This is a genomic window from Microbispora hainanensis (genome assembly GCF_036186745.1).
Taxonomy (GTDB): Bacteria; Actinomycetota; Actinomycetes; order Streptosporangiales; family Streptosporangiaceae; genus Microbispora.
In genome coordinates, this window is sequence record NZ_CP108086.1 from 267,132 (window position 1) to 285,169 (window position 18,038).

Consider the following 18,038-nt stretch of genomic DNA (forward strand, 5'->3'; position numbering starts at 1 on the left):
TACCCGAGCCGGGCGGCAAGCGACGGCCAACTATGCGGAAAAGAGCCGAAGAGCGGAACCGCCCAGGCCCGTCCCGGTCAGGAGGCGCGGGGGTAGGTGGTGAGCGCCTTCGCGAACCAGTCGATCGTGCGGCGCAGGCCGGCGACGGGATCGATCCGCGGACGCCAGCCGAGCCGCTCCTCCGCGAGCGAGGTGTCGGGACGGCGGACGGCGGGGTCGTCCACCGGCCGCTCGACATATCGGATCGGGGAGGACGAGCCCGTCAGGTCGCGGATCGTCTCCGCCAGCTCCGTCATCGACATCTCGGCCGGGTTGCCGATGTTCACCGGCCCGGCGAAGTCACTGTCCGCCAGCGCGAGCACGCCGTCGATCGTGTCGTCCACGTAGCAGATCGACCGCGTCTGGCTGCCGTCGCCGGTCACGGTGATCGGCTCGCCGAGCAGCGCCTGCCGGATGAACGTGGGGATCGCCCGGCCGTCGTGGGGCCGCATCCGCGGGCCGTACGTGTTGAAGATCCGCACGATCCCGGTGTCGGCGCCCCGCGAGTTGCGATAGGCCGTGGTCAGCGACTCGGCGAACCGCTTGGCCTCGTCGTACACGCTGCGCGGCCCGACCGGATTGACGTTGCCCCAGTATGTCTCCTTCTGTGGGTGTTCCAGCGGGTCGCCGTACACCTCGCTGGTGGAGGCGAGGACGAACCGCGCGCCCTTCTCGGCGGCGAGGCCGAGGGCGTGCAGCGTCCCCATGCTGCCGACCTTCAGCGTCTCGATCGGATGGCGCAGATAGTCGGCGGGCGACGCGGCCGAGGCGAAGTGCAGCACCAGGTCGACCTGGCCCGGCACGTGGACGAAGCCGGTGAGGTCGCACTCCACGAGCCGGAACGCCGGCCGCCCGATGAGGTGCTCCACGTTGCGCGGCGACCCGGTGAGGAAGTTGTCCAGGCAGACGACCGCGGCACCGCGCTCCAGCAGGCGTTCGCACAGGTAGGAGCCGAGAAACCCGGCTCCCCCGGTGACCACGACACGGGAATCGTTCACCGCACCCCCACTCCTCGCAACTTCCCGACCGCGTCGAGCACCTCGGGCACCCCGATTTCGAGCAGTCCCTCCGACGGCCGGTCGCCGTGCGGGTCGCCCCTGCGTCCCGCCCACAGCGCGATGTACGGGCCGTCCGGCGGCGGCCCCCACAAGGCGGGCGGCACCGGGCCGTACAGGATGACCGCGGGCGTGCCGACGGCGACGGCCAGGTGCGACACGCCCGTGTCGCCGCAGACGACGAGCGCCGCGTGCGCCGTCAGCGCGGCGAGCTCGGGCAGGCTCGTACGGCCGGCCAGCACGCACTCCTCCGGCAGGCCGGCGAGCTGGGCGACGTGCCGGGCGAGCGCGGCCTCGGTCACGCCGCCGGTGACGACGACCCGGTGGTCCTGACCGGCCAGTTCGGCCGCCACCTGGGCGAAGCGGTCCGGCGGCCACTGCCGCGCCCGGAACGCCGCCCCCGGGTGGATGACCACCACGCCGCCGGCGAGGGGACTCGGCCCGGGGTCGCCCAGCGCGAGGTCTTCCGGGTCGGCCGCGATGCCGTGCCACTCCAGCAGGGAGCACCACCGCCGCCTCTCGTGCGTCTCCGGCTCCCAGGGCGGCCCGTCCGTGCCCGGCACCAGGTGGTGGGCGTGCGTGAGCAGGCGGCCCGGCCGGGTGCGGCGCAGCGCCTGGATGCTCTCCGGGCCGCTGCCGTGCAGGTTGACCGCGACGTCCGGGGATCCGTACGGCACCGGCCCGGGGCCGGACACGTCGAGCAGCTCGTCGACGCCGCCGATCAGCGGCAGCAGCCCGCCGAGGTAGGCCGGGGCGGCCAGCACGAAGCGGTGCTCGGGGTGGGCCCGGCGCAGCGCGCGCAGGGCGGGCACCGAGGCGAGCAGGTCGCCGAGGCCGAGCCCGCGCAGGGCGAGCAGGACCGGTCTTCGCGCGTGTTCTAGGGCCATGACGTCTCCGTCGAGGCGCACACGACCATCTCCCTGACCTCGCAGCCCTGCGGCTGGCCGAGCGCGAACAGGATCGCCGAGGCGACGTCCTCCGGCTGGTTGAGCCGGGCGTCGGGGCCGGGTCTGTACTGGTCGGGGCGGTCGTCGAAGAAGTTCGTCCGCATGCCGCCGGGGATCAGCAGGGTCACCCCCACCTGCCCGGCCAGTTCGGCCGCCAGGGCCCGGGTGAAGCCCACGACGCCGAACTTCGAGGCGCAGTAGGCCGTCGCGTCGCTGAGCGCCCGCACTCCGAGCGTGGAGGCGACGGTGACGACCTTTCCTCCCGACCGGCGCAGGTGGGGCAGGGCCGCCCGGACCACCGCGGCGGTCCCGAGCAGGTTGACCGCGATCACGCGTTCCCACTGCTCGGCGGCCACGTCCTCAAGCCGTCCGCAGGCGTCGACGCCTGCCGCCGTCACGACGCCGTCGAGCCCGCCCGCCCGCTCGGCGAGCTCGTGCACGGCACGCTCGGCCTGCTCACGGTCGGCCAGGTCGGCCCGCACGTGGTCGAACCCGCCGTCCGGCTCGTTGACGTCCACGATCAGCGGCCGTCCGCCGGCCTTGGCGACCGCCATGACGGTGGCCCGGCCCAGGCCGGACGCACCACCGGTGATCAACACGTTTCCCACCATCAGGGTCCCTTTCGGTAAGAGGTCACGAGGCGGCCCGGGCGGCGGCGATCAGGTCCGTGGTGGAGTAGCCGGGCACGGTCGGCAGGATGACGATCTCCCCGCCGGTCCGGCGCACGGCCTCGGCCTCCGGCATCGACCGCTCGTCGTAGTCGCCGCCCTTCACCCACACGTCCGGGCACAGGCGCTCGATGACCTGCGACGGCGTGTCCTCGTCGAAGACCGTCACCGCGTCCACGCAGCCGAGCGCGCGCAGCACCTCGACCCGGTCGCGCTCGCTCACCAGCGGCCTTCCCGGCCCCTTGAGCCGCCGGATCGAGTCGTCGGAGTTCACGCAGACCACCAGGGCGTCTCCTAAGGCCCGGGCCCGCCGCAGCAGGCTCACGTGCCCGGCGTGCAGCAGGTCGAAGCAGCCACCGGTGGCGATCAGGCGGCCCCCCGCGGCGCGTACGGCACCGGCAACGTCGAAGGCGGACGCGCCGGGCCCGAACGGCACCGGCGGCTCCGTCGCAGGACAGTGCCGCCCGGAGCGGTACTGCCCGGAGTGATCCTGGCCGGAGTGATCCTGGCCGGACCGATACCGGCCCGACCGATACCGGCCGGAGTGGTGCAGGCGCAGCGCGGCGGCCCCGCCCTCCTCCACGAACCTGGTGGCCTCGCCGACCGCGCGGGCGACGGCGTCCTCGGATGACGCGCCGTCCGCGAGAGCGAGCGCCGCCGCCGCGGCGAAGCGGTCGCCCGCGCCGCAGGCGTCCGTGCCCGACGCGACGTGCGGGGCGGGGACCGGCCCGAACCTGCCGCCGCGGCGGGCCAGCATCGCCCCGCGCTCGCCCAGGGTGATCGCGACGGCCTCGGCGCCGAGGTCGCGCACCAGCCTGCGGGCGGTGCGTTCCGGCGAGACGTACGGCTCCTCGCACATGCCGCGGGCCTCGGCCTCACTGGGCGTGACCAGAGCGCATCCCGGCACGGGCAGCGACCCCCGGGGATGGGGGTCCCAGACGAGCGGCACGTCGAGCCCGCGCAGCGGCTCACGCAGCAGGTCGGCCACGCCGCGCCCGTAGTCGGCGACCAGCACCGCGCTCGCCGCCGCAAGGGCTCCGGCCGCGCGGGCGAACGCGGAGGCGGAGGCGACCTGGCCCGGCCGGCCCATCGCCCGCCCGTCGCCGGTGTCGATCCTGACCAGCGTCTGCCCGCGGGCGCGCACCCGCGACTTGCGCACGGTCGTGCCGCGCAGCGGCAGCCGTACGATCTCGACCATGGGCGACAGCAGGTCCTCCAGGCAGCGGCCGGAGGGGTCGTCGCCCAATGCGGTGATCAGCACCACGCGCGTGCCGTCGCGGGCGGCCAGCAGCGCCGCGAGCCCCGCGCCGCCCGGCCGGTGGTGCTCCGCCTGCCCCTCCACGACGGGGACGGGGGCGTCGGGGCACAGCCGGTCGGCGGTGCCCTCGACGTCGACGTCGAGCAGGGAGTCGCCGACGATGACGAGTGGTCCGCTCACGTGACCGCCTTCTCGATCACGTCACAGAGCATGTGGATCACCGTGAGATGCACCTCCTGGATGGTCGCGGTGTCGCCCGCGGGCACGGTCAGGGCCTCGTCGCACAGCTCGGCGAGCGGGTTCGGCCCGGGGCCGGTCAGCGCCCAGGTCGTCAGGCCGCACTCGCGGCCGGCCTCGGCCGCCTCGGTCACGTTGCGGCTCGTCCCGCTGGTCGACAGGCACATCAGCACGTCGCCGGGGCGGCCGTGCGCCCGCACCTGCCGCGCGTACAGCTCGGCCATGCCGAAGTCGTTGCCGATGGCGGTCAGCGACGAGGTGTCGCCGTGCAGGGGGATGGCGGCGTACGGCCGCCGGTCGGCGCGGTAGCGCCCGACCAGTTCGGCGGTCAGGTGCTGCGCCTCGGCGGCCGAGCCGCCGTTGCCGCAGGCGAGCAGCCGCCCGCCGCCGCTCAGCACCGCCGCGAGCTTGTAGCCCCACGCGTGGATCTTGGGCGTCTCCGGGTCCACCGCCGTCAGCGCGGTGCTCAGCCGGGCCAGATGAGGATGCATCGCTCAGCCTCCCGCGGCGGCGAGGGTGCCCAGGCACCCGCCGGCCAGGTTTCGGTAGACGGACTCGGTCTGCTCGGCGATCCTCGGCCAGCCAAAGCGGGCGGCGGCCCGCCGGGCCCCGGCGGCCGACAGCGCCGCCCGCAGCCGCGGCCGGGTCAGCAGGTCGCAGAGCGCGCGGGACAGCGCACGCGGCCGCCGTGGCGGCACGAGCACGCCGCATCCCGCGACGGTGTCGAGATGGCCGCCGACCGCCGAGGCGATCACCGGCACCCCGCAGGCCAGGGCCTCCAGGGGCACCATGCCGAACGGCTCGTACCACGGGACGGTCACCAGGACGTCCGCGGAGCGCATGAGGGCAGGGACGCCGGCCCGGCTCACGCTGCCGATCAGCCGCACCCGGTCGCCGACGCCGAGGCCGTCGGCGAGCGTGCGCAGCCGCGCGCTCTCGTCATCGCCCGGGTCGCCGCCCGCGATGACGAGCTCGGCGCCGGGCACGTGGCGCATGGCCCGCACGACGGTGTCCACTCCCTTGCGGGGCACCATGCGGCCGATGCTCAGCACCCGGGGCCGGTCGCCGCGCGGGGCGGCCGGGCCGTCCGGGCGGAACACGCCGAGGTCGACGCCGCACGGCACGACCGCGATCCGGTCACGCGGCACGCCCATCGCGACGAGTTCGCGCACCTCGTCGGAGCAGGTCGCGATGACCGCGACCGCCCGGCGGCCGATGTCGCGCTCGATCGCGGGCCGGCTCGGCGGGCTGGTGTCGGCCTCGCCCTGCCAGCGCCGCTTCACGGTGCCGAGCGCGTGGTAGGTCTGCACGACCGGGATCCCGAGAGGCTCCGCCGCCGCCAGCGTGGCCAGCCCGCTCATCCAGAAGTGCGCGTGCGCCACGTCGGGCGGCTCGGCCTTCCACCGGCGGGCCAGGTGCGCGCCGAACTCGGGCATGTGCGGCAGCAGCTCGTCCTTGGGCAGCGGCTCCGCCGGCCCGGCCGGCACATGCTCGACGGTGACGCCGGGCGCCATGGGGACGGCGTCCGGCTGGCCGGGGGAGGTGCGCCGGGTGTGCACGACGACCTCGTTGCCGCGTTCGGCCAGGGCCAGGGCCAGGGCGGCGACATGCACGTTCTGCCCGCCGGCGTCCACCCCGCCGAGGGTCGCCAGCGGGCTGGCGTGCTCCGACACCAGGGCGATCCTCATGGCACCCTCTCCTTCACCGCCTCTTCGGGCGGCATGAGCTCCCCGGCCGGCATGAGGCGGCGCACCGCCCGGGCCACCTGCTCGCCACCGACCGAGGCCAGGCACGGATGGCCGGGCACGGGGCAGATCCGCGCCCTGCTCCCCCGGCAGGGGGCGTCCTGGTCGCCGAGCACCACCGTGGGCACGCCGTACGGCGCCCAGCGGGCGGCGGGCACGACCGGCGCGAACAGGCTGACCACGGGCGTGCCGACGGCCGCCGCGAGATGGGCGGGGCCGGTGTTGGCGGCGACCACCGCCGACGCCCCGGCCAGCACGGCGGCGAGCTCGGCGAACGTGGTCGCCCCGCCCAGATCGATCGCGGAGCCGGCGCCGATCACGGACCCAGAGACGAGGGCGGATCCGGAGACGAGCGCGGTCAGCGCCCGCTCGCCGGGGCTGCCGGTGACGACGACCCGCTCGCCCGCGGCCAGCAGCGCCTCGACCGCCTCCGCCCAGCGCTCGGCGGGCCACGCCCTCGCCGGCGCGGTCGTGCCGGGATGCACCACCACATAACCGGGCGGGCCGGTGAGGTGCTGCACATCCGGCAGCGGACCGCGCACGGCGAGCCGCCCGTCGTCGCCCGGCGGGAGGTCGAAGCCGGCGGCGCGGGCGAGGCCGAGCATCCGCTCGGGCTCGGGGACGTGCACGCTCTCGTCCACGACGTGCCGCACGTCGAGCAGGGAACCGGGATAGTCCTCGCTGATCGCGGCGATCCGCGGCACTCCGGCCAGCCGGAGCAGCAGGGCCGTGGGCAGCGCCGACTGGTGGAAGGACGTGAAGACGACGGCCACGTCCGGGCCGACCGCACGGACCTGCTCCACCAGGCGGGCCGCGTGCTCGGAGGTCATCGGCACCGGGTCGGCGTCGATCCACGGGGCCCGCCATTCCAGCACGCGGCCGACGCCGGGCAGCAGTTCGGCCGCGGCCCTGCCGTACGGACCGGCGAGCAGCACGACCTCCCGCGCCCCGGCGGCGATCGCGCGCACGGCGGGCCCCGCGAGCAGCACGTCGCCCGCGTTGTCGGGCCGCACCACCAGAGCGGTCCCGATCACGAGCGCCTCCCCGTCCGGACCGCGATCTCGCCCCTGATCCGGTGCGCGCAGGCCACCGGAGGGATGACCACGCTGGTCACGGCCATGCGCGCGATCTCCTCCGGCGTACGCGGCCCGGGGGCGATGCGCACCCGGGCGAACTCGGCGGTGAGGCCGAGCCAGGCCAGCCCCGCGACGGCGGCCAGGCGCCTGCGACGCCCCCCGGCGGCGGCGAGCGCGAGCAGGCCCATGCCGGTGGTGAGGGCGTGCCGCCCGAGCCTGCCGCCGTGGCCGCCGATGGCCGCCCGCCAGCCGGGGCCGTGCAGGTGCCGCATGAGCGCGTCCGACGCGTTGCCGCGCTGGAAACGCACGCTGGACCAGAAGCCGTCGTCACGCACGGGGTGACGGGTCAGCCGCTCCCCCTTGACCAGGGAGAATCCCGCCCGCTCGACGCGCAGCGCGAGGTCGGCGTCCTCCCGGTAGGCCCCGGGGAAACGCTCGTCGAAGCCGCCGGCCGCCTCCAGGGCGGTCCTGCGGTAGGCCATGTCGGCGGTGATCCAGTCGGCGCCGGCCAGCCCGGCGGTGTTGCGTTCCGCGTCGGTCGGACGACGGCCAGGCGGCAGCGGCACCTCCAGCCGCCCCTGGCTCCCGCCGACGTCCTGGGGCAGGCGGGCGAGGTCCTCCGTCAGCGTGCGGACCCACCCGGGGCCCGGCACCACGTCGTCGTCCAGGAACACCACCCACGGCGTCGCTGCGGCCCGCCATCCCACGTTGCGCGCGGCGGCCGGGCCCCGCCCGCCCGACCTGAGCACGCGTACGCGGCCGGGCACCGGCAGCGGCTCCGGGCGATCACCCGGCCGGTCGTCCACGACGACGATCTCGGGGCCGGGGCCGACGGCCGCGAGCGTGGCGGCCAGGCTCTCACGCCCGATCGTCGGGATCACGACCGTGACGGCCGGTCCCGCCTCTTGGTGCGGCTCCTTGGTGGAAGCCGGGTTCGTCTCCCGGGTCAGCTCGGTCGTCATCCGGCGAACACCGCCCCCCTGCGCACGACGTACGGACCGAGGACGAGCACGTCCACCGGGGCAGAGCCGAAGCACTCCAGCGCGTCGCGGGGGTCGTCCGCCATCGGGCGGCCGGCCGTGTTGAGGCTCGTGTTGACCACCACGGGCAGCCCGGTGCGCGCCTCGAACTCCTCCAGCAGCCGGGCCAGCAGCGGGTCTCGGCCGCGCTCGACCGTCTGGATCCGGGCCGTGCCGTCGACGTGCACGACGGCGGGGATGCGGTCGCGCCACTCCGGCCGCACGTCGTGGACGAACAGCATGTGCGGGCTCGGCACCGGGCCCCTGCCGAAGATCATCGAGGCGCGTTCCGCCAGCACCATCGGGGCGATGGGGCGGAACTGCTCGCGGCCCTTCACGTCGTTGAGCCGCTCGGTGTTGCGGGGGTTGCCCGGGTGTGCGAGCAGCGATCGGCGGCCGAGCGCGCGCGGGCCATACTCGGCACGCCCCTGGAACCAGGCGATCACGCGGTCGGCCGCGAGCTCGGCGGCGAGGGTCGCGGCGAGGTCGGCGGGCCGCTCGTACGGCACCCGCGCGACGTCGAGCCACGCCCCCAGCTCCTCGTCCGTCCAGCTCCGCCCGAGGTCGGCGCCGGGCATCGGCCTGACGGGGTCGCCGCCGGCCTGGGCGAGGTGCAGCGCTCCCCCGAGCGCGGTGCCCGAGTCGCCCGCGGCGGGCTGCACCCACACCTCCTCGAACGGGCCCTCGGCGAACAGGCGGGTGTTGGCCACGCAGTTGAGCGCCACACCCCCGGCCATCGTGAGACAGCGGTCTCCGGTGCGCTCGTGCAGCCATCTCGCCAGGTCGAGCAGCACTTCTTCGAGCCGGATCTGCACGCTCGCGGCGAGGTCGGCGTGGTCGGCCGTCCACTTCTCGCCCTTGCCGAGCGCCTTGGCGTACACGCTCCAGTCGATCCGCTCGACCCGGAAGCCGCCGTCGCCCGTGGCGTAGATGAGGTCGCGCATCTCGCGCAGGAAGCGCGGCTCGCCGTATGAGGCGAGGGCCATCACCTTGTATTCGTCGCTGGAGCGCAGGAAACCGAGGTGCTGGGTGAGGTCCTCGTACATCAGCCCGAGGGAGTGCGGCAGCGCCTGGCTCGCCAGGACGGTCAGCTCGCCGTCCCGGTAGTGCCCGGCCAGGTGCGAGACGGCCTCGCCGCGGCCGTCGCAGACCAGCACCGCCGACTCACGATGGGGCGCGGCCAGCCCGGCCGAAGCCGCGTGCGCGATGTGGTGGGGGACGAACCGCACCTGGGCGGCGTCGAGACCGGGCAGCGCGTTGGCGAGAAAGGTGGGGGCGCGGCGTGCGTAGGCGGTGCGCAGGTCCTCCCAGTGCCCGTCCTGCCCCGGTCCGCCGGGCACCACGAGCTCGGGGTCGTAGGAGTAGGCGACGCCGTCGAGGTCCTCGGGCCGCAGACCGGCCTGTTCGAGACACCAGGCGGCGGCCAGCTCCGGCAGCTCCCAGGCGGAGAACGGCACCGGGCGCTTGCCGTGCTTGCGCCGGCTGAAGCGCTCTTCCTCTGCGGCGGCGATCACCTCGCCATCCACGACCAGCGCGGCGGCTGGATCATGGAATATCGCGTTTATCCCCAAGAACCGCATCGGTTTCCCTCCGTTGCGCAGTGGGGGTCTGGTTACCGAGAGAAGCGCTCCCAAACACTGTTTTGTAGAGAAGTCGACGTGAGTGGGTGATGCACTCAACAACTGTCACTCTGCGTAGTTATCGACCGGTGTTTGCCGACCCGTCCCCCGGGTAGCCAGGCGGGCGATTCGCGCAGGAGGTGGCCCGTGTCCCAGCCCGCCCGTCCACCCGCCGCGGTGCTCTTCGACCGTGACGGAACGCTCATCCACGACGTTCCTTACAACACCGATCCTGAGCGGGTGGAGCCCGTCGCCGGGGCCCGGGAGGTGCTCGACCGGCTGCGCGCGGAAGGCGTCAAGGTCGGGATCGTGACCAACCAGTCGGGAGTCGCCAGGGGCCTGATCGCCCCGGAGGCCCTGCGCGCCGTGAACGACCGGGTGGACGCGCTGCTCGGCCCCTTCGACGTGTGGGAGATCTGCCCGCACGACGACGGCGACCGCTGCGACTGCCGCAAGCCCGCGCCCGGTCTCGTGCTGCGCGCGGCCCGGCGGCTCGGCGTACGCCCGGAGGACTGCGTGGTCATCGGCGACATCGGCCGCGACATGGAGGCGGCCCGCGCCGCCGGGGCCCGGGGCGTCCTCGTGCCGACCCCGGTGACGCTGGCGGAGGAGGTGGCGGCCGCCCCCGAGGTGGCGCCCGACCTCGCGGCGGCCGTCGATCTGCTGCTCGGGGGAGTTCCGCTCACGGCTGAGGATGGTGCGGGCATGACCAGGGCAGATGGGTGAGGCGCCCGCGGGCGGAGGGCGCGGTGTTCCGGCACGACGACGGACGGGGAGCGACGCGATGAAGATCATGGTCTGGCACGTCCACGGCTCGTGGACCACCTCTTTCGTGCACGGGCGGCACGACTATCTGGTGCCGCTCACCCCCGATCGAGGTCCCGACGGGCGGGGCCGGGCCGACACCTATCCCTGGCCCGGCAGCGTACGCGAGGTGCCGTACGACCGGCTGGCCGGCGAGGACGTCGACGTGGTCGTCTACCAGCGGCCGCACGAGCTGCGCCTGGCCCGCGAGTGGCTGGGCCGCGACGTGCCGGGCGTCTACGTCGAGCACAACACGCCCGCGGGGGACGTGCCCAAGACCCGTCATGTGCTGGCCGACCGCGACGACATCCCGATCGTCCACGTCACCCACTTCAACGACCTGTTCTGGGACTCCGGCCGCGCCCCCACCCACGTGATCGAGCACGGCGTCGTCGATCCCGGCCACCTCTACACCGGCGAGCTGGCCCGGGCCGGCGTGGTCGTCAACGAGCCGATCAGGCGCTGGCGGGTGGCGGGCACCGATCTGCTGCCCACGTTCGCCGCGACGGCCCCGCTCGACGTGTTCGGCATGAAGGTCACGAACCTGCCCGCCAAGCTCGGCCTGGCCGGGGAGATGGAGGCGTTCGAGGACCTGCCGCAGGCCGCCATGCACGCCGAGCTGGCCCGGCGCAGGGTCTACCTGCACCCCTACCGCTGGACCTCGCTCGGCCTGTCGCTCATCGAGGCCATGATGATCGGCATGCCGGTCGTCGCGCTCGCCACCACCGAAGCCGTGGAGGCGGTGCCGCCGGAGGCCGGGGTCGTCTCCACCAAACTGCCCACGCTGCTGCGGGCACTCCACCGGTTCGCCGCCGAGCCCGAGCTCGCCGTACAGGCGGGCAAGGCCGCCCGCTCGGCCGCCCTGGCCCGCTACAACCTCGACCGCTTCCTCACCGACTGGGACCGCCTCCTCGGCGAGCTCGTCCCCGGATGAGCCGGCCGTGAGGCACACGCCAACGGAAAACCCGAAATCAAGAAAGCTACAGTCCGTAATATGGTACAAACGGATATCAATATGTCCATTGAGGCGATCAGTGCTTAAATAGTCGATAGATCGCGGGATTGCCTTCTCCTGCACCATCAGGCGGGACGCGGCCTGAGGCAACACGATTGCTTGGGCGAGGTGTGCCGAGAGGAGGTCCAGTGGGCGAAACCCCTGGGCACCGCGCGTGACGACGGTCCGGAATTCGCCGAGTCTGGGGTTTCGATGGAGAACGCGTCGTTTGGGACCGCACTCCGGAATCTACGCAGGGAACGCGGCCTTTCCCTGGCATCGCTGTCGGCGTTGACCCACTACAGCAAGGGCTACCTGAGCAGGATCGAGACGGGCGAACGCCCGCCCACGCCGCTGGTGGCCAGGCGCTGCGACGAGGTGCTCCGGGCCGAGGGCGCCCTTGCCGGGCTCGTCCCGGCGCGGCACCGGCAGCCCGGAGGTTTCCTTCGTCCGGCACAGCTTCCGGCGGCCCCCCGCGCCTTCGCCGGCCGCTCGGCCGCGCTCGCCGAAATCGACGACACGCAGCAGGGCCACCAGGTGGTGATCGTTTCCGGCCCCGCCGGTGTGGGCAAGACGGCGACGGCGCTCCACTGGTCGCATCGCGCCGCCCACCGGTTCCCGGACGGATGCCTGTTCGTGGACCTGCGCGGCTTCGACCCGACCGGCGTGCCGGCCGAGCCGGCCGACGTGCTCGCCCGGTTCCTCCGTGATCTCGGGTGCTCCCCCGCGTCCATACCGGCCGGGCTGGAGCCGCGGTCCGTCCTGCTGCGCACCCTTCTGGACGGCAGGCGTACGTTGATCGTCGTGGACAACGCGGCCACGTCCGGCCAGGTGCGTCCGCTGATCCCCGGCTCGGCCGGATGCCGGCTGGTGGTGACCAGCCGGAGCCGGCTGTCCGGCCTGGTCGTCAGGGATGGCGCCGCGCGCGTCGTGCTCGCGCCGCTGCCGGAGCACGAGGCGCTGGACCAGCTCGGCCGCGCCATCGGCGGCCGGCGTGTCGCGGAGGAGCCCGAGGCCGCGGCGGAGATCGCCAGGAGGTGCGGCTATCTGCCGCTGGCGCTGCGGATCGCGGCGGAACGGGCGCAGGCACGCCCGTCGCTGCGGCTGACGACGCTCGCCGCCGAGCTCGCGGCCACCCGCGGGGTGCTGGATCTGCTGGCCACCACGGAAGACGAGGCGACCACCGTGCGATCGGTGCTCTCCTGGTCCTACCGCGCGCTCGCGCCGGACGCCGCCCGCATGTTCCGGCTGCTCGGCCTGCATCACGGAGGCGATCTCGGTGTTCCGGCGGCCGCCGCGCTGGCCGGGACCGGTCACCGGCAGGCGCGGCGGCTGCTCGACGCGCTGGCCGCCGTCCACCTGCTGGAGGAGACCGGCGGTGGCCGCTACCGCTTCCACGACCTGGTCCGGCTGTACGCCGCCGACTGCGCCGAGGCCGACGAATCGCCCGAGGACCGGTCGGCCGCGGTGCACCGGCTGCTCACGTGGTGTCTGGACGCCGCAGGCCGGCAGCCGGCGCGTGACGACGCCCCCGGCCGGCTCGACACCGAGGGCGGGAACCCGGCCACGGCGCACGGCGACCCGGACGATCTCGACGAGGCGCTGGAACGTTGCGAACAGGCCCTGGCGATCCTGCGCCGCGCCGGCGACCGGGCGTCCGGATGCGCCTGTCTGAACGACTCCGGCGACGTCTGACCCGCGCCGGACGATCGCTTGTGCGTCGCCGTCTCCGGCCGGTGTCCTCAGGCGTTCCTCCTGGCGAAAAGGCGGGCGCCGAGCGCCAGGCAGCACGCGGCGGTGGCGAGGGCGACCCCGGCGCCCACCGCGACGGCCGAACTGCCGTAATCGCCGTACAAGGCGCTGCGCATGCCGTCGATGACGTAACGGAACGGAGTGAGCCGGGAGAGGATGTCGAGCCATTGGGGCGCGAGCGTCATCGGGAGCAGGACCCCCGACAGGAGCAGCAGCGGGATGGCCGCCGCGTTGAGCAGGGGCGTGAACGACTCCTCCTGGCGCACGAGCAGGCCGAGCCCGTGAGACAGGGCGGACAGCCCGACCGCGATGGCCGCGACGAAGAGGAACATCAGGAGGAGACCGGCGACGGGGGCGCGCAGGCCGAACGCGTACGCCACCGCGAGCAGGACCGCCGTCTGTACGAGCAGGACCACCGTGTCCCTCATGACCCGGCCGGCGAGCAGAGCGAACCGGCTCACCGGAGTGACCCGCATCCGCTCGAACACCCCCGATCGCAGGTCGGCGATGATCGACAGGCCCGCGAACAAGGGGCCGAACAGGCCGAGCTGGATCAGCAGACCGGGCACGAAGAAGCGCCACGCCGCCCCGGCGGGCAGGCCGTCGACGCCCGCCCCGGCGACCCTGACCAGGAGCGGGCCGAGGAACGCCAGATAGAGCGCCGGCTGGAACAGCCCGATGATCGGCCACGCCGGGGAGCGCAGCGACAGCCGCATCTGGCGTGTGAAGATCAGCAGGCTCGCAGGGATGAGGGACACGCAAGCTCCTCCACGGTCGGGGACCGCCGCAGCGCCACGGTCACGAGGGGTTCTCCTTGAGCGAGGAACCGGTCAGGGCAAGGAAGACGTCGTCCAGCGTCGGCCGGGCGATGTTGACGGAGCGCAGGTCGAGGTCCGCCTGGTCCGCCGTCCGCAGCAGCCAGACGAGCGCCTGCTCGCCGCCGCGCGCCGTGAGCCGTACGGTCTGCCCGGACACGGCGATCTCGTCCAGCCCGGGGCACTCGGCGAGCACCGCCTTCGCCCGGTCGGCGTCGCCGCCGAGGGTCAGGCTGATCACGTCGCCGGAGATCCGGCGCTTGAGGGCGTCGGGGGTGCCCTCCGCGATGATCCGCCCATGGTTCATCACCAGGATCCGGTCGCAGAGCGTGTCGGCCTCGTCGAGGTAGTGCGTGCTGAGGAAGACCGTCGTGTCGAGGTCGTCCCGCAGGCGGCGGATGTGCGCCCACAGGTCGCTGCGGCTCTGCGGGTCCAGGCCGACGGACGGCTCGTCCAGGAAGACCAGCGGCGGTTGGTGGACGAGCCCGAGGGCGATGTCGGTGCGCCGCCGCTGCCCGCCCGACAGCGTCCTGATCGGCCGGTCCGCGAGCCCGGTCAGGTCGAGGCGCTCGCACAGGTCGGCGGCGCGGCGCACCGCGTCCTGCTTCGCGATGCCGTACAGCCGCGCCTGGGTGACCAGCTCCTCGGCCACCCGGCAGTTTCCGTCGGTGCCGCCGGACTGCGCCACGTAGCCGATACGCCGTCGGACGGCGCCGGGGTCGGCGCCCACGTCGGCGCCGACGACGACCGCCCGGCCCGCGGTGGGCTTGAGCAGCGTGGTGAGGATGCGCATCGTCGTGGTCTTCCCTGCGCCGTTCGGCCCCAGGAACCCGATGATCTCGCCGGGGCGCACCTCGAAGTCGACGCCCCGGACCGCCTCGACCTGCCGGCCGCCGACCCTGAAGGTATGGGCCAGCCCTGTGGCCTCGATGATGGGCACGGCCGCTCCCGATGCGCTCATGACCAGCCCGCCGCCACCGCGACGACCAGGTCGCCCTTGTGTGTGATCGAGACGTCGAGATGGCGCACCCCGGCGGCGTCGGCGGCCGTGCGGGCGGCGCCGTGCAGCGTGACCTCGGGGGCTCCGGAAGAGGCGCGGGCGACCACGATCTCGCGTGGCGCCACGCCCTGGAACAGTCCCATCCGGAACGCCTTGAGCACGGCCTCCTTGGCGGCGAACCGCCCGGCCAGGAACTCTCTGGCGCGCGCGTCCGACAGACCCGCGGCCTCCGAGAGCTCCGCCGGGGCGAACGCGTAGCCGTCGAACCAGCGGCGCGCGCGCAGCCGCTCCAGCTCGCCGACGGACATCAGGTCGACACCGACACGCATCAGATCACCCCTTCGACGGCACGTCCGGGACGGACGTCCCGGTCTCGCGGCGTGAAATAGTCGTCCCTCAACAGCCCCTGGAAGACGCCGCGGCGGTGGACGTTCCCGGTGCCCTCCATGAACTCGAACGCGCGCACGTCCCGGTAGAGCTTGTCCAGCCACGGATGCTCGACCAGCGACGCCGGGCCGAGCAGCCGGGCGGCCAGCATCGTGGCGTCCTCCGCGAGGTGCGCGGCGCGCATCTTGACGCCGCTGACCCGGAACGTGTTGGGCGAACCGGCGTCGATCTCCGCCGCCACCTCGTGGAGGAGGCGGCGCAGCCGCCGCAGCCGGTCGGCCAGGCCGTCGACCTGGGCGCGGTCCGCACCGGCGAGCGCGGGGCGCTGCTCCAGCACGTAGTCGCAGGCCGCCCGCCCGGCACCCAGGGCGAACGCCGCCACACTCGGCCGGAACCACAGCATGGCCTGCAGCGCTCCCTGCAGCCCGCGCCGGCTGCGCGGCCGGTCGCGGCCGAGTATCCGCTCGGGCGGAATGTACATGCCGTCGAACCTCAACCGGCTGATCCGCGCGCCGCGCAACCCGGTCATCGGGAGCATCTCGGCGTGGAAGCCGGGATCGCCGGTGTCCACCATGACGGCCTCGATGCCCCACGGTCCCGGAGCCCGCCGGCAGAACACCACACCGGCCCGCGCGTGCGCGCCGTTGCCGATGTACATCTTCTCTCCGGTCAGCACCCAGCCGTCGCCGCCGGGGGCGGGATCGAGACGGGCCGTGAGCTCGGTCGCCGCCGAGCCCTTCCCGGGTTCGGTCAGCGCGAAGAAGGACCACGAGGGCCAGTCGGAGGTCCTGGTGAAGAACCAGTCGCGCTGCGCCTCGTCGGCCAGTGCCCGCAGGACCGCGGTCGACAGGGCCGGACCCGGGCTGGCCAGCGTCATGCCCGGATCGCCGTACGCGAGCCACTCCGCCGCGAGCACCCACTCCGCGCACGAGGCCTCGGCGGGCACGAAACGCGGCAGGAGATCCCGGTCGCGGGCATACCGGGCCGGGGTGAGCATGTGCTGCTGGATCCGCACCGCGGGCAGGTGCAGGAACCGGGAGACGGCACCCGGATCGGCGTCGAGCTCCTCGCCCGGTCCGCGCAGGTCCCGCGCGACCTCCCGGAGGAAATGTTCGAGCTCGCCCGCCCGTCCGCCGTACGTGTCCGGGAGATACGCCGAGGCCGTCCGGCCGGGCTCAGACATCGCCGTCACCCTCCTCGGGCTGGAGGTAGACGTTCCCCGTCACCTCGGCCAGGTACAGATCGATCCCGGGCCCCTCGGCGAGCATGCTGGAGCCGCCGAGGAGGCGCAGCAGGACCCGCCCCGCGCGGGTCAGGCGCATGTGGCGAGCCCAGCGGAGGTCGCGGCCGGTCTCCTCGGCCGGTTCCACCGCCGCCTCCCGCAGCTCCATCGCGACATCGGCCAGGTCGGCCTGGAGCTGAGGCCGCGTCAGCAGGCTGGTGCCCTCGCTCGTCCGCTCGCCCAGGCGCGCGATCGTGTGCGTCAGCGTCCGGTGGACGACCGTGCGCTGCAGCGTGAGCAGCCCCTCGGCGAACCGGCCGGCCGTCACGTCGTCCCGGGCGCTGCCGCCGGGTGCGGGCACGCACACGAGCCCGAAGCGCGTGAACCTCCGCGTCCCGTCCTCGCCGAGCGCCTGCGCCGACGCGAGGACGCGCCCGGAGGGCGAGGCGACGAGACGACCGGGCGCCACGTCTGCGTGCAGGGCGTCGAGCAGGGCCGGATAGTCTCCGAACGTCGCCGATACGTCTGTCGTCATGGGTGCCCTCTCCGCTCGTTCCCGGCGGCGCGCTCGCGGCGGGTGAACGTCGCCACATGGCCGGCGCCGGTGCGCGGATCGACGTCGCCGAACACGATCGTCCGGTAGGCGTCGCGCCACTCCTCGTGGTGCCGGGCGAACTCCAGCCAGACACCGGTGCAGTAGGAGCCGGGAGGCGCCTGGTGCGCCTTCGGCCCGGCCGGCCCCAGGTCGAGGGAGTCACCCCACGAACCGGTCACCACCAGCCGCTCGCCGGGCCGCTCGTCCCGCGGCAGTCCCGGCGGGTTGCCGAGCAGATCCGCGAGGTCGCAGTGCGGGCCCGCGGAGCCGACCCCGGCCAGTTCCCAGCCGCCGCCGGGTCCGAGCGCCAGCAGCACCGCCGAATCCACCAGGCCGCCGTCCTGGGCGAACGGCTCCGGGTAGGGGAACGACGTCTGTTCGAGGATCAGCAGGACGACGCTGCGGCAGCGGCCGGAGCGCAGGTAGGCGTCGGCGATCCGCAGTGCCGTGAACGGAGCGCCGAGTCCCTGCTCGGAGACCGCGAAACTCATGGGACGGCCGTCGAACACGCGGGTGAGGTGCGCCGCCAGCGTCTTCTCCGGCGCGTGCGGGTCGGGCAGCGCGTAGGCGACGATCAGCAGGTCAGGGGCGGGCAGCGGGCCGAGGGCCGCCCGCAGCACCCCCTCCGCGAGTTCGAGGAAGGTCGTGTTGCTCCCGCCCGCCGCGTACGACGGATCGAACCGCATCCCGTACGGCGCGAGCACGCCCTCGTTGAACTCGAGGATGTCGGGTTCGAAGTGGCACGGACGGGTGACCCGCGGCACGTAGGCGACCGCGGTCTCCAATGACAGGGCCATGGCCGTGCG

Annotated in this window: 18 protein-coding genes; 3 read left to right on the forward strand and 15 right to left on the reverse strand. The window is 74.1% G+C overall.

The window, feature by feature from the left end; genetic code table 11:
- Positions 1–77 precede the first annotated feature (77 nt).
- Genes OHB01_RS01240 through OHB01_RS01280 form a run of 9 tightly spaced genes read right to left on the reverse strand, consistent with a single transcriptional unit; the run spans position 78 to position 9,624 of the window.
- Positions 78–1,037 (reverse strand): UDP-glucuronic acid decarboxylase family protein, encoded by a 960-nt coding sequence (locus OHB01_RS01240; protein WP_142648580.1) that lies wholly within the window; start codon positions 1,035–1,037, stop codon positions 78–80.
- Positions 1,034–1,981, reverse strand: coding sequence for a glycosyltransferase family 9 protein (locus tag OHB01_RS01245; RefSeq protein WP_147943564.1), 948 nt, complete (start codon positions 1,979–1,981; stop codon positions 1,034–1,036). The genes OHB01_RS01240 and OHB01_RS01245 overlap by 4 nt, the downstream gene beginning before the upstream one ends.
- Positions 1,972–2,652 (reverse strand): SDR family oxidoreductase, encoded by a 681-nt coding sequence (locus OHB01_RS01250; RefSeq protein ID WP_328854816.1) that lies wholly within the window; start codon positions 2,650–2,652, stop codon positions 1,972–1,974. The genes OHB01_RS01245 and OHB01_RS01250 overlap by 10 nt, the downstream gene beginning before the upstream one ends.
- A 22-nt stretch (positions 2,653–2,674) precedes the next feature.
- Positions 2,675–4,147 carry a PfkB family carbohydrate kinase gene (locus tag OHB01_RS01255; RefSeq protein WP_328854817.1) on the reverse strand — a complete coding sequence of 491 codons (1,473 nt, stop codon included), beginning with the start codon at positions 4,145–4,147 and terminating at the stop codon, positions 2,675–2,677.
- Entirely contained in the window at positions 4,144–4,695 is a 552-nt protein-coding gene (locus OHB01_RS01260; RefSeq protein WP_142648576.1) for a D-sedoheptulose-7-phosphate isomerase, read from the reverse strand. Before OHB01_RS01260 ends, OHB01_RS01255 begins: the two co-directional genes overlap by 4 nt.
- A gap of 3 nt (positions 4,696–4,698) precedes the next feature.
- On the reverse strand, positions 4,699–5,892 hold the full coding sequence (locus OHB01_RS01265; RefSeq protein WP_142648575.1) for a glycosyltransferase: 1,194 nt from the start codon (positions 5,890–5,892) through the stop codon (positions 4,699–4,701).
- On the reverse strand, positions 5,889–6,983 hold the full coding sequence (locus tag OHB01_RS01270; protein WP_328854818.1) for a glycosyltransferase family 9 protein: 1,095 nt from the start codon (positions 6,981–6,983) through the stop codon (positions 5,889–5,891). The genes OHB01_RS01265 and OHB01_RS01270 overlap by 4 nt, the downstream gene beginning before the upstream one ends.
- Entirely contained in the window at positions 6,980–7,987 is a 1,008-nt protein-coding gene (locus tag OHB01_RS01275) for a glycosyltransferase family 2 protein (protein ID WP_142648573.1), read from the reverse strand. Before OHB01_RS01275 ends, OHB01_RS01270 begins: the two co-directional genes overlap by 4 nt.
- Positions 7,984–9,624 (reverse strand): carbamoyltransferase, encoded by a 1,641-nt coding sequence (locus OHB01_RS01280; RefSeq protein ID WP_328854819.1) that lies wholly within the window; start codon positions 9,622–9,624, stop codon positions 7,984–7,986. The genes OHB01_RS01275 and OHB01_RS01280 overlap by 4 nt, the downstream gene beginning before the upstream one ends.
- A 186-nt stretch (positions 9,625–9,810) precedes the next feature.
- On the opposite strand from OHB01_RS01280, the gene OHB01_RS01285 reads away from it, so the two are divergent.
- From OHB01_RS01285 to OHB01_RS01295, 3 genes are all read left to right on the forward strand, one after another.
- Positions 9,811–10,389, forward strand: coding sequence for a D-glycero-alpha-D-manno-heptose-1,7-bisphosphate 7-phosphatase (locus OHB01_RS01285; protein WP_260617322.1), 579 nt, complete (start codon positions 9,811–9,813; stop codon positions 10,387–10,389).
- Between the two features lie 58 nt (positions 10,390–10,447).
- Entirely contained in the window at positions 10,448–11,401 is a 954-nt protein-coding gene (locus OHB01_RS01290; RefSeq protein WP_328854820.1) for a glycosyltransferase, read from the forward strand.
- 273 nt (positions 11,402–11,674) lie between these two features.
- Complete coding sequence (locus tag OHB01_RS01295) at positions 11,675–13,156, forward strand: helix-turn-helix domain-containing protein (RefSeq protein WP_142648570.1); 1,482 nt, start codon at positions 11,675–11,677, stop codon at positions 13,154–13,156.
- 47 nt (positions 13,157–13,203) lie between these two features.
- Here OHB01_RS01295 and OHB01_RS01300 read toward each other — a convergent pair whose 3' ends face one another.
- Genes OHB01_RS01300 through OHB01_RS01325 form a run of 6 tightly spaced genes read right to left on the reverse strand, consistent with a single transcriptional unit; the run spans position 13,204 to position 18,029 of the window.
- Complete coding sequence (locus tag OHB01_RS01300) at positions 13,204–13,971, reverse strand: ABC transporter permease (RefSeq protein ID WP_142648569.1); 768 nt, start codon at positions 13,969–13,971, stop codon at positions 13,204–13,206.
- A gap of 40 nt (positions 13,972–14,011) precedes the next feature.
- Complete coding sequence (locus tag OHB01_RS01305) at positions 14,012–14,962, reverse strand: ATP-binding cassette domain-containing protein (RefSeq protein ID WP_142648706.1); 951 nt, start codon at positions 14,960–14,962, stop codon at positions 14,012–14,014.
- A gap of 23 nt (positions 14,963–14,985) precedes the next feature.
- Positions 14,986–15,357, reverse strand: a complete 372-nt coding sequence (locus OHB01_RS01310; protein ID WP_142648568.1) for a holo-ACP synthase — start codon at positions 15,355–15,357, stop codon at positions 14,986–14,988.
- Positions 15,357–16,598, reverse strand: coding sequence for an acyl-CoA dehydrogenase family protein (locus tag OHB01_RS01315; protein ID WP_142648567.1), 1,242 nt, complete (start codon positions 16,596–16,598; stop codon positions 15,357–15,359). The genes OHB01_RS01310 and OHB01_RS01315 overlap by 1 nt, the downstream gene beginning before the upstream one ends.
- Entirely contained in the window at positions 16,591–17,172 is a 582-nt protein-coding gene (locus OHB01_RS01320) for a hypothetical protein (protein ID WP_147943571.1), read from the reverse strand. Before OHB01_RS01320 ends, OHB01_RS01315 begins: the two co-directional genes overlap by 8 nt.
- Positions 17,169–18,029, reverse strand: a complete 861-nt coding sequence (locus tag OHB01_RS01325; RefSeq protein WP_142648565.1) for a hypothetical protein — start codon at positions 18,027–18,029, stop codon at positions 17,169–17,171. Before OHB01_RS01325 ends, OHB01_RS01320 begins: the two co-directional genes overlap by 4 nt.
- Positions 18,030–18,038 lie beyond the last annotated feature (9 nt).